Annotated in this window: 10 protein-coding genes; all 10 read left to right on the forward strand. The window is 44.2% G+C overall.

Translation table 11 applies throughout. The features are described 5' to 3' along the window. Positions 1-117 precede the first annotated feature (117 nt). The gene (locus EI162_RS11615; protein WP_192524505.1) at positions 118-537 is read left to right on the forward strand and encodes a lysozyme inhibitor LprI family protein; all 420 of its coding nucleotides are present in this window, start codon (positions 118-120) and stop codon (positions 535-537) included. A 239-nt stretch (positions 538-776) separates the two neighbouring features. Further along, positions 777-1,208, forward strand: coding sequence for a nucleoside-diphosphate kinase (ndk, locus tag EI162_RS11620; protein WP_192524506.1), 432 nt, complete (start codon positions 777-779; stop codon positions 1,206-1,208). Between the two features lie 325 nt (positions 1,209-1,533). Then, entirely contained in the window at positions 1,534-2,763 is a 1,230-nt protein-coding gene (rlmN, locus tag EI162_RS11625) for a 23S rRNA (adenine(2503)-C(2))-methyltransferase RlmN (RefSeq protein ID WP_192524507.1), read from the forward strand. 250 nt (positions 2,764-3,013) lie between these two features. Then, positions 3,014-3,946, forward strand: a complete 933-nt coding sequence (gene pilW / locus EI162_RS11630) for a type IV pilus biogenesis/stability protein PilW (protein WP_225736980.1) — start codon at positions 3,014-3,016, stop codon at positions 3,944-3,946. After that, positions 3,937-4,755 (forward strand): helix-turn-helix domain-containing protein, encoded by an 819-nt coding sequence (locus EI162_RS11635; RefSeq protein ID WP_413038391.1) that lies wholly within the window; start codon positions 3,937-3,939, stop codon positions 4,753-4,755. Before pilW ends, EI162_RS11635 begins: the two co-directional genes overlap by 10 nt. 93 nt (positions 4,756-4,848) lie before the next feature. After that, positions 4,849-5,964 carry a flavodoxin-dependent (E)-4-hydroxy-3-methylbut-2-enyl-diphosphate synthase gene (ispG, locus tag EI162_RS11640; protein WP_192524509.1) on the forward strand — a complete coding sequence of 372 codons (1,116 nt, stop codon included), beginning with the start codon at positions 4,849-4,851 and terminating at the stop codon, positions 5,962-5,964. A 69-nt stretch (positions 5,965-6,033) separates the two neighbouring features. Then, positions 6,034-7,323 carry a histidine--tRNA ligase gene (gene hisS / locus EI162_RS11645; RefSeq protein ID WP_192524510.1) on the forward strand — a complete coding sequence of 430 codons (1,290 nt, stop codon included), beginning with the start codon at positions 6,034-6,036 and terminating at the stop codon, positions 7,321-7,323. 49 nt (positions 7,324-7,372) lie between these two features. Next, entirely contained in the window at positions 7,373-8,170 is a 798-nt protein-coding gene (locus EI162_RS11650) for a YfgM family protein (RefSeq protein WP_192524511.1), read from the forward strand. Between the two features lie 40 nt (positions 8,171-8,210). Continuing rightward, the gene (gene bamB, locus EI162_RS11655) at positions 8,211-9,419 is read left to right on the forward strand and encodes an outer membrane protein assembly factor BamB (protein WP_192524512.1); all 1,209 of its coding nucleotides are present in this window, start codon (positions 8,211-8,213) and stop codon (positions 9,417-9,419) included. A gap of 516 nt (positions 9,420-9,935) precedes the next feature. Beyond that, entirely contained in the window at positions 9,936-11,360 is a 1,425-nt protein-coding gene (gene der / locus EI162_RS11660; protein ID WP_192524513.1) for a ribosome biogenesis GTPase Der, read from the forward strand. Positions 11,361-11,630: the final 270 nt, after the last annotated feature.

Here is an 11,630-nt window from a genome sequence, read left to right on the forward strand (position 1 = left end):
TTTGTGTCTTCATAACCTCAAATATATCATCTTGCTTTGGCTGTCACCCTCCTTTATTTCTTCAGCATACTTTCTGACACACCACCAACTCTTTTAATACATAAAAAGGAAAATGTAATGATAACAAATACTGTCAAGCGCTCTATTCGTAATACTTCTTTAGCGATAGTAACGTCTGCCGCTTTTATGCTACCTATGCTTTCTTGGGGTGCTGAAAATTGTGATAATCCCAATAACGATTTTGACAGTCTATATTGTCTGACAAAAGTATATTTACAAGCAGATAAAGAGCTCAATACTTCTTACAACAAGTTAAGCAAACAGCTGAATAAAAAACAAAAATCCACGCTAAAACGTGGTCAGCTGGCTTGGCTGCGTGAGCGCAATGATCGATGTAGTTATAATGATGATGAAAATGGCTTTTTTGTTAATATGGGCTGTGCTACTCGCACGACGACCAGTCGCGTTAATTTCTTAAATGAGCGGGTGCGTGAATGTAACGCGGGTAGTTGCCGAGACAGTCGCTTAGGTGAGTAGCAATATCAACTTGTAATATTTACTTTTTTGCAAGCTATGGTCATAAATTAACCCTATCATTTATAGCGTCAATCATTATAATAGGCAGCAATCCTGTGTTGGCGCTCAGGTTGCCGTATTGGTAGACCATGAGTCACTTGGTTCAGCCAAGTTAATGCAGCCAACATTGTGACCAAAGATAAAACCAAGTATTTACTATTTTATTTCTTATCGAATTTATCATTTATTAGGAGCTTTTCATGGCTAACGAACGTACTTTATCTATCATCAAACCTGACGCTGTTGCTGGCAACCACATCGGTGCTATCTATGACCGTTTTGAACAAGCGGGTCTAAAAATTGTTGCGGCTAAAATGCTACAACTTGATGATGAAAAAGCGGGTGGTTTTTACGCTGAGCATGCTGAGCGTCCATTTTATAATGACCTAAAATCTTTCATGATGTCAGGCCCAGTATTGGTATCTGTGTTAGAAGGCGAAAACGCTATCGCTAAGCATCGTGAAATCATGGGCGCTACTAACCCAAAAGACGCAGACAAAGGCACTATCCGTGCTGATTTTGCTAGCAGCATCGACGAAAACGCGGTTCATGGTTCAGATTCAGCAGAATCAGCAGCGCGTGAAATTAGCTACTTCTTCAATGATGATGAAGTTTGTGCACGTAAGCGCTAGTAGCAATTATTGATATCAGCTTATAATGTTGATTATTGATAATTAGTATGGTGGGACGGCTTATATCTTATGGTATAAGCCGTTTTAGCTCTTATAATAGATTTATTTATGATTGAAATTTTCGACAGCTTGCCTCATTATTAGTTTTACATTGCGTTATCAATCCTTTGTCAGCATGATTTTATCAAATGCTCAGTATTCACAAGTTCCTGATAAAATGCGCTCATAACGGATTGCTCATGCACTCATGCATTATGAATGCATCGCAACACCCATATCAATAATTGTATCGCTCACATCAGCAGATACAAAAAGGTTACCTATTATGTCCACTGTTCAAACCCCAACCCAGCACATACCTGCAAAGGCTACTAAGAGCATCAAGCTAGTAGACGAGGCGCAGGCCAAGACCAACTTATTGGGCATGCCGCAAGCGCAACTGTCTGACTACTTTAAAAGTATCGGCGAAAAGCCGTTTCGTGCGACACAGGTAATTAAGTGGATTTATCAGCATGGGGTGACGGATTTTGAGCAAATGACCAATCTCAGCAAATCATTGCGTGATAAATTATCGCTCAATGCTTGTGTCACGCCACCAAAAGTGATTCATCGCCAATATAGCGATGATGGCACCCGTAAATGGGTGTTTGAAGTTACTGGCGGCTCATTGGTTGAGACGGTATTAATTCCTGCAGATGATAGTAAATTAAACGGTCGTAAAACTTTATGTATTTCCTCACAAGTGGGTTGTGCGCTGGATTGTAGCTTTTGTAGTACGGGTAAACAGGGCTTTGAGCGCGATTTAAGTGCGGCTGAGATTATCGGGCAGCTATGGGTGGCTAACGCTTCTTATATGAGCGATGAAAATGACAGTTTAGACAACGTTGACCATAGCCTATGGGAAAATAACGTCACTAATGTAGTGATGATGGGTATGGGCGAGCCATTGCTAAACTACAAACCCGTGGTGGGCTCGATGGAGCTGATGTTAAGCGATCATGGCTATGGACTGTCCAAGCGCCGCGTGACCTTATCCACCTCGGGCGTGGTGCCAAAAATGTATCAGTTGGCGCAAGATATCGATGTGGCCTTGGCCATCTCGCTACATGCGCCCAATGACGAGCTACGTAATGAGCTAGTGCCAATAAATAAAAAATACCCGTTAAACGAGCTGATTGCTGCTGCAAAGAACTACGTTCATGATGTCAATCCACGCCATAAAAAGCACGTGACCATCGAATACGTAATGCTAGATGGTGTCAATGATAGCAATGAGAATGCTCATCAGTTGGTCGCGTTATTAGACGGTCTACCAAGTAAGATTAACCTCATCCCGTTTAATCCGTTCCCGCATTCGGGATATGATAAATCAAGCAATAACCGTATTCATGCTTTTAGCAATATATTAAGTGAGGCGGGGTTTGTCTGTACCATTCGTCAAACGCGTGGGGACGATATTGATGCCGCCTGTGGTCAGTTGGTGGGGCAAGTCGCTGATAGAACTCGTCGTTCCGCCGCTTGGCAGCAAAGTATCAAAGACCGTGAAAGCGTTTAGGGTGATGGTTGCCTGAGTGATTAATAAGTTACATGAATGGCTATCATCAGTTCTAAATAAAACATAGTAGTCTGCTGAGCGTTAGCTGTCTTTTTTGCATCACAACGGTAATAAAATGTAGTCGTCGCTGTCAACAGCCTAGCGCCGTGCAATTAATAAAAACTAAATTGTACTTATGGGGGTTAAATCTATTAAACTGATGCCTCGAGGATCGAACGCATTGACTCACAGTTTTATGATGGTAGCCACGATGACTTCTAAAAATTCTTGTCAGTTCAAATATCAAACATTTTTTTCTCATACGATGAAGCGGTTGGGTAATAAAGTTTTTCAAAAAAACAGCGCTCGGTGTCTTTTGCTTGCAGGGTCGTTAAGCGCGCTGATGTTAAGTGGTTGCCAAAGCACACCAAACAACGACTTGCTGAATGGTACCCCTTATCAAACGTCGACGCGACCTAATGACAATCGTAACTTAGACCAACAGGAAATTGCTCGCGTGCGCACTTCACTGGCGGCGCAATATATCCGAAAAAAAGAGCTCGATACTGCACAGCGTCAGCTCGAAAAAGCCCTTGCTGCTGATAGCCGTTACGCGCCAGCCTATGATATGATGGGCGTTTTGCTGCAGCAAGAGGGTAGCCGCATCAATCTTGAAAAAGCCGATCAGTATTTTAAAAAGGCAATCACCCTTGATAAAAATTTTGAACAAGCAAACAATAACTATGGCGTTTATTTATCACAGATGAAGCGCTATCGTGAGGCGGCAGAGCAGTTTGGTATTGCAGGTGCAGCATTGGGTTACGAAGGCCGTATTGGTGCGTTGGAGAATCTAGGGCGTACTTATCTTAAACTTAATGATCACCCTGCGGCGGCCAAAGCATTTTTACGTGCGCTCGATGGCAATCGTAATAGTGTGATTGCGCATATTGAATTGGTAGATTTATTGCTTGAACAGCAGCGTGTGCAGCAGGCGCAACGGCTTTATGATGAGACACTGGTATTAGTGAAAGGACAGGGTATTAGCCCGCGTTTACTATTACAAGGTATTAAACTTGCCGCTGCGCAAAACAATATAAAAACGCGCCAGCAATTGGCACAGCAGCTTTTATCTGCTTATCCGCTAAGCGATGAAGCAAAACAACTTAAGACTTGGCTTAATAATCCAGAGGCACCATGGAAATGACCACCCCATCATCAAACACTCAATCTAATGCTCAGGGATCATTTGGTGCCATGTTGCAGCAAGCCCGCAAACATAAGCAAGTAAGCTTAGAAGAGGCGGCCGCCGAGTTATTTATTTTAAAGCGTCATTTGCAAGCGCTAGAGGATGAGAACTTTGCGCAGATGCCGCAAGCGGCTTTTGCTCGTGGGTTTGCGATTAATTACGCTAAGTTTTTGGGTTTAGATCCTGTCAAGATAGCGAGTAGTTTTGACGCCGCGTATCCCAACGAACTAAAATCAGATTCGATGAGAAACGTCGAGTCACCACTGCGCCCCATGGGCACATTGCAGCGTGATACCCACAACCGCATTCGTTTTAATCCATTGCTTATCATAGCGGTTATTGGTGTCATCATCTTAGCGATTTTCTTGTTCCGTATGGTTAGCAACGCCAGTAAAGAAAACAGCGACCAACCGATATCAACCACGGAAGACCTCTCAGAGATAGAGCAGGCGCAAGGCGCTGCGATTAATGACGCTACTGGCGTCGGCGCTTCTGGCTCTGCTTTAAATACAGGCGACGCTAATGCGAGCATGGCCTCTCTAGAGGTAAAACTGACCAATACCGCCGCTGTTAGTATCAGTGATGCCTCTGGTAGCAGCCTGATGAATGGCGCTCAGACGTCTGGTGATTATAAGCTATTAGGTACGCCACCATTTAATGTGCAAATTGATAATATCGATAACGTCAGCTTAATGCTCAACCAAGAAGCGGTGGCTTTAGACAGCTATGCAACTGATAAGCAGGCTAGCTTTGAGTTAGCGCCTTAACTTTTTACGCTACTTTTGAGTGCTGCTGAGTGTTTAGCGCTATTATAAGTGTGTTTTTCTTCGTTTTTCTCGCTCCAATGAAAGGGTTTGTCTATGTCAACGTCAGCGCCTATTAACCGTCGTCCTACCAAAAAAATACATGTCGGTGATGTCGCGATTGGTGGCGATGCGCCGATTAGTGTCCAAAGTATGACCAATACAGATACCTGTGATGTGGCAGCGACTGTCGCCCAAATCGAGCGCTGCGTTGAGGCAGGTGCTGATCTAATGCGGGTATCGACGCCGACGATGGATACGGTCAAAGCCTTTGCAGAAATTCGGAAGCGGGTCAGTGTTCCTTTAATCGCCGATGTGCATTTTGACCATAAAATTGCCTTGGCCGTTGCCGAAGCAGGTGCTGATTGCCTGCGTATCAACCCTGGTAACATTGGCAGCGATGCCAAAGTACGCGAAGTGGTCGCTTGTGCCAAGGATTACAATATTCCGATTCGTATTGGCGTTAACGCAGGTTCGTTAGAAAAAGACATTCAACGCAAATATACTGAGCCAACAGGCGAGGCGATGCTCGAATCAGCGATGCGTCATATCGATATATTAGAGCGTCTCAATTTTGACCAATATAAAGTATCGGTCAAAGCCAGTAACGTGTTTTTAACCTTGGATGCTTATCGCCTGATATCTGCTCAAATTGATAATCCGCTACATTTGGGTGTCACTGAAGCGGGTGTCTATCGTACAGGGGCGGTGAAATCTGCCATTGCCCTCGGTGGTTTACTGTTAGATGGTATTGGCGATACCATTCGTATCTCCTTAGCCGCCGAGCCTGAAGAAGAAATAAAAATTGGTTTCGATATTTTAAAATCATTGAATATTCGCTCTAATGGCGTTAACTTTATCGCTTGCCCAAGCTGCTCGCGTCAAGAGTTTGATGTCATCAAGGTAATGACCGCGTTAGAGTCGCGTTTAGAAGACATTCGTGAACCGATGGATCTGTCGGTGATTGGCTGTAAAGTAAATGGTCCGGGTGAGGCAAAAGAAGCCGATATTGGTATCGTTGGCGCTGCACCAAAATCATTGGTGTATCGTATGGGTGAAAAGAGCCATTTGATTCATACGGATAATCTGGTCGATGAAATCGAAGGCATGGTACGTGCTCATGCAGAAGATTTAGCAAAAAAACGCGAGAATGAGATTATTCGCGTAAAATAATGCTTACTTATAAGCAAAAACAACAATGATAGAACGACCTGTTAAAAATTTTAAGGATACGACCGTACCATGATTAAAGCGATCAAAGGGTTTAATGATATTTTGCCTGAGCAATCTGCAAAGTGGCTGCACTTAGAGGCGATATTGGCTGATGTATTGGGTAGATACGGCTATGAGCATATTCGTCTACCAATCGTTGAGCAAACCGATTTGTTTGCGCGTGCTATCGGCGGCGCAACGGATATCGTTGAAAAAGAAATGTATAGCTTTACGGATAAATCTGAGCCACCAACGCCATTGGCACTGCGTCCTGAAGGTACAGCAGGCGCAGTACGTGCGGTGATTGAGCATAATTTACTGCGCGGTGATACGCCAAAATTATGGTATATCGGTCCGATGTTTCGCTATGAGCGTCCGCAAAAAGGCCGTTATCGTCAGTTCCATCAATTGGGTGTCGAAAGCTTCGGTAGTCCGCTTCCAGATGCTGACGCTGAATTGATTGCCATGACCCATCTCATGTGGCAAGAATTGGGTTTAAAAGATGAGATGCATTTACAACTAAATAGCTTAGGTGAGCTGGATGAGCGTCATGCTTATCGTCAAGCATTGGTGACGTATCTAACCGATAAACAAGACCAGCTTGACGACGACAGTAAGCGCCGCTTAACCACCAATCCATTACGTATCTTAGACAGTAAAGAAGCCAGTACTCAAGCCATATTAGCCGGTGCACCAAAGCTTGCTGAATTTTTGGGTGCAGACAGTGTGGCGCATTTTGAGCAGGTTCAAAAGTATTTAACCGAACTAGGTATTGATTTTGAGATAAATCCGCACCTCGTCCGTGGTCTTGATTATTATAATAAGACCGTCTTTGAATGGGTAACGGATAAGCTTGGCAGCCAAGCCACCGTCTGTGCGGGCGGTCGTTATGATGGCTTAGTCGGACAACTAAAGTCTATCGGTACAGACGGCAGTAAGCCGGTAAAATCTGAGCCTGCCGTTGGTTTTGCCATGGGGCTTGAGCGTTTATTATTATTGATGGAAGCGGTTGCGCCGATTGCAGCGCTTCCTGCTTGTGATGTCTTTGTGGTTGCCCATCCAGAGGTCTATAGTGCTGGTATTGGTTATGCGCAACGCTTGCGTTATAGTCGCCCAGACCTTCGAGTGAAAATGGCCAGTGCGACGAGCCTAAAAGCGCAAATGAAAAAAGCAGACAAGTCAGGTGCAGCAATGACCGTCATTATCGCTCAGCAAGAGCTGGAAGATAACACCATTAGCATCAAAGATATGCAAACAGGTGAACAACAAACGGTCGCTACAGATTGGCTGGCAAATAAAGACAATATTTCGCGTCAGTAATCGATTTTGGCATTAGTAAATTAATATAAATCTTATCAGGTAAACATATATGGCTCTGACACCTAATTCGCCGAATGCAGACAGTTCAATGCAAGCGTTAAAGCAATATGGCAGTTATATTGTCACTGTGATTTTGTTGGCACTGGCTGCTTATTTCGGTTGGACTTATTGGCAAGACAACCATGCGCGGGTTGATACTGTCGCCGCAGATTATTATGCAGACATTCAGCGTTTAAATGAAGAAGTGAGTTTGGCCTCGCAAAACCCAGATTTAGAGGCAGAAGCTCAAGCATCACTCGAGCAGAGCCGTACACAGTTGAATAAAGATATTGATGCATTGGTGAGCACACATGGCGAGTCAGTCTACGCTTGGCAAGCATTGATGATTAAAGCGCGTCAGCAAATTGATAACGATGATTTTGCGGCGGCAAGTGATACCCTCAAAAAAGCGTTGACCATTGATTTGGGTGATGCAGGATTAAAAGCGATCACTCGCTTACGCTATGCAACAACGCTATTGGCGGCAGGCGATGCAGATGCGGCGTTGACACAAGCGAACAATGACATGCCAGGCTCGTTTGAAGCCAGCCAACAAGAATTGCTCGGTGATATTTACTTGGCGCAAGACAATAAAGAATCAGCGATTAAGTCGTACAATAATGCTTGGGAGCTGTTACGTGGCCGTCAAGAAACACGTGCAGTATTGGCGTTAAAAATGGAGAGTCTAGGAATCGTGCCTGAGCCTATCGCTGATCAAGCGCGCCTAGTTCAAGAGTCAACTGCTCCTGAACAGCCATTAATAGTAGAAAACCCAGCAGAAAATACAACCGTTGATGTGACGCAGTAATTGCTAATTAATAATCATTTATTTGTAGTGAGAACCTATAATGACTCAATCTATTCGCTCTAGCAAAATTTTAACCGCTAACACCGTCAAAAAGACAGTGATGCATGTGGCAGTATTGGCAGTAATGAGCACTGCAGTGATTGGGTGTAATCGCGGTATCAAACCCGTCGTCAACGATCCCGTAAAACTGGTACAGATTGCTGAGCCTATTAGCGTACTACAGCCTGTTTTTAGTACGGATGTCGGTAGTAAAAAAGCCAGTAAAAAGGACCCACTGAATCTGCAGGTCGGTTATGCCGATGGACAAATTGTTACTGCATCGCGCGGTGGTGATTTGGCGGGTTTTAATAATGCAGGCGAGCGTTTATGGTCGGTCAATGTCGATGATCAAATCACAGGCGGTGTTGCGTTAGATGCTTTAAGCCAAACAGCGATTGTTAGTACTCGCGGTGGTCAAATCATGGCCTTTGATAGTGCTACTGGTGCCAAACGCTGGCAGCAGCAGTTATCAGGGTCGGTGTTGACCCCAGCGCTTATTACTAATAACCGCGTGATTCTATCAGCGAACGATGGATTTTTGCATGGTCTGTCACTACAAACCGGTCAGTCTGTCTGGCAGTTTGCGACCCAAGTACCAGCCATCAGCGTACGTGGTAGTGCTGCACCAACCTTGTTAGACAGTAAAACCGCGTTATTAGCGACTGCTGATGGGCGTTTGCACGCGGTGACGACCGATAGCGGTCTGCCGCAGTGGTCAAGACGTGTTGGCGTTGGCGCTGGTAGTAGTGAGGTTGAGCGCATGAGCGACGTTGATGGCATGCCTGTCATCGATAAAAACCAACTTTTCGCCATCAGTTATAGTGGCCAATTACTGGGTATCGATTTGGCGTCACGTCAAGTGATGTTCGTTAAAGAGCTTGCTAGCTTAAAATCACTTGCCGTAAATAACCAACAAGTTATTGGCACCAGTCTAGACGGTAAAGTCGCCGCTTATGATCGCACCAGTGGTGAGCTGCTGTGGGAAAGCGAAGAGTTGGCTTATCGTCACTTAACCAACCCTGTGATGATTGGCAATTACATTGCCGTTGGTGATTTCGATGGTGTGGTGCATTTATTTAACCCTGCTAGCGGTAAAATCGTCAGCCGTGTACAAACCAAAGGCGCGTTGAGTAATTTACAAGTACAAGGCAGCCGTTTAATGACCCAAAGTACCTCAGGGCAAGTTGCTATTTGGCAGCTGGCACGTTAAATCTTTATTAGTAGCAGCTATTTAATAGAGTAGGTTTTAATATTGTTTATTAATTATTATTGTTTATTAACTAGCATTGTTTATTAAATAGTCCCACTGATAATATAATTAATAAAAAACGCTGCTTAGTCAGCGTTTAGTGCCTGGTGTAAATTGCTTGTTTAAATATAAGCTTTCGCGTATTCTATGCGACCGATGCGCTTTCAGCATCATTCCTATGTGCTTTTTTACGATCATGTTTATATGAAATTTAGTCAGCTTATATCGTGTTTTTAAATGCAAAATAGCTGATTATTTCTATTAAAGTTTTATCCTTTATTTTAATTTTCGGTCAAGTACAGAATATTCGCTATTGTTGTTTTAATACCATTCACAAAAGTTAGAGTAGCAAGGAAAACGAGTGCAAGTACTACGTATTGTAGACTAAACGAGTTTGTCACAGCTAATCGTAATTTTGGGGTTTGGTCTAAGAGTATTCGTACGGTCCGTCATTTTGCCCTTCACTGAGAGTAACCCATGAGTATCAAGCCTGTGGTCGCCTTAATTGGTCGTCCAAACGTCGGTAAATCTACCTTATTTAATCAATTTACAAAAAGTCGGCAGGCGCTGGTTGCTGACTTATCAGGACTGACTCGTGACCGTCAATATGGCGATGCGACCTACGAAGACAAATCTTTTATCGTCGTAGACACGGGCGGTATTGGTGAAGCGGATGACGGTAGTGGCAATATCGACGACTATATGTCTGAGCAATCGCATACCGCTATCCACGAAGCCGATATCATTGTGTTTGTCGTCGATGCCCGTGCAGGTATGATTGGCGCTGATGCCGAAATTGGTAAGTTTTTGCATACCCTAGGTAAGCCCGTATATGTGGTTGCCAATAAAGTCGATGGCGTCCATGATGCGGCACCTGCTGAATTTTATGCGTTAGGATTGGGCGAACCATATCCGATGGCGGCCAGTCATGGTCGCGGTGTTGGTAACCTGCTGGAAGTTTTGACCGCGGATATGCCTGAGCAAGACAATGTAGTCGAGCCAAAAGGTCTAAAGCTTGCCATTATTGGTCGTCCAAACGTTGGTAAATCGACGCTAGTCAATCGATTGTTGGGTGAAGATCGGGTGGTGGTGTTTGATATGCCGGGCACCACTCGCGACAGTATTTATATCCCTTATAAGCGCGATGGCAGAGACTACGTACTCATTGATACAGCGGGTGTGCGTCGCCGCGGTAGAATCGATGAAAAAGTAGAAAAGTTCTCGGTTATCAAAACGCTGCAAGCGATCGAAGACTCTAACGTCACCGTTATTGTTATTGACGCGCATGAAGGCATTGTCGATCAAGATTTGCATATGATTGGCTATGCATTAGATGCGGGCCGTGCCTTGGTAGTGGCGATTAATAAATGGGATGGTCTGACGCCAGAACAAAGAGATTACATTAAGCTCGAGATGGATCGCCGTTTTAGCTTTATTCCCTATGTAAAAGTACATTTGATATCAGCGCTACATGGTACAGGCGTAGGCAATTTATACCCTTCTATCTTGCGTGCTTATAAATCGTCTATGTTTGATGTGTCTACCAATCGCTTGACCCAGATTTTACAAGACGCCGTGACGGCCAATCCGCCACCGACAGTCGCTGGTCGCCGTATTAAACTGCGTTTTGCTCATATCGGTGGTCACAATCCGCCAGTAATCGTCATTCATGGTAATCAAACCAGCTCTCTGCCTAAGAGCTATCAGCGCTATCTTGAAAACCAATTCCGTCAAGTGTTCAAGCTTGAAGGCACACCACTCAATGTGGTACTCAAGCAAAATGACAACCCATACGCCAACAAGAGTGACACGCCCACCAAAGCAAAAGAACAGCAGCTACGTCAGCGCGAGCGCAATCGAGCACAGAAATTCACCACAAAAGAGAAAAAGCCGCGCAAATAGTAGCGCTTGCTGACGATCTGATGGTTATTGACTTTATCGTACTGTGAAGTGCGACAAAGTCAATGTAGTTCGGCTCTGTGGTGATAAGTTTTTTAACCAACCTGAAAAATAATCATTAAATATCTAAATGTTTGACTTATATATCTCCAAAATAGCTGTATAGTCAGTGAAAAGTAAAATCGATACATCACGTACTGCAGGTACCGTTTTTTCTAGCTTGCTGTGCCTACGCAGACAGAGGCTACAAAAAAACTATACCAGCAGTATCGT

Source organism: Psychrobacter sp. FME6, assembly GCF_014861365.1.
Taxonomy (GTDB): Bacteria; Pseudomonadota; Gammaproteobacteria; order Pseudomonadales; family Moraxellaceae; genus Psychrobacter.

What these genes read in the sequence shown, in the direction of transcription:
- EI162_RS11615 (WP_192524505.1), top strand. Translation starts at nt 118, where the DNA reads ATGATAACAAATACTGTCAAGCGCTCTATTCGTAATACTTCTTTAGCG.
- ndk (WP_192524506.1), top strand. Translation starts at nt 777, where the DNA reads ATGGCTAACGAACGTACTTTATCTATCATCAAACCTGACGCTGTTGCT.
- rlmN (WP_192524507.1), top strand. Translation starts at nt 1,534, where the DNA reads ATGTCCACTGTTCAAACCCCAACCCAGCACATACCTGCAAAGGCTACT.
- pilW (WP_225736980.1), top strand. Translation starts at nt 3,014, where the DNA reads ATGACTTCTAAAAATTCTTGTCAGTTCAAATATCAAACATTTTTTTCT.
- EI162_RS11635 (WP_413038391.1), top strand. Translation starts at nt 3,937, where the DNA reads ATGGAAATGACCACCCCATCATCAAACACTCAATCTAATGCTCAGGGA.
- ispG (WP_192524509.1), top strand. Translation starts at nt 4,849, where the DNA reads ATGTCAACGTCAGCGCCTATTAACCGTCGTCCTACCAAAAAAATACAT.
- hisS (WP_192524510.1), top strand. Translation starts at nt 6,034, where the DNA reads ATGATTAAAGCGATCAAAGGGTTTAATGATATTTTGCCTGAGCAATCT.
- EI162_RS11650 (WP_192524511.1), top strand. Translation starts at nt 7,373, where the DNA reads ATGGCTCTGACACCTAATTCGCCGAATGCAGACAGTTCAATGCAAGCG.
- bamB (WP_192524512.1), top strand. Translation starts at nt 8,211, where the DNA reads ATGACTCAATCTATTCGCTCTAGCAAAATTTTAACCGCTAACACCGTC.
- der (WP_192524513.1), top strand. Translation starts at nt 9,936, where the DNA reads ATGAGTATCAAGCCTGTGGTCGCCTTAATTGGTCGTCCAAACGTCGGT.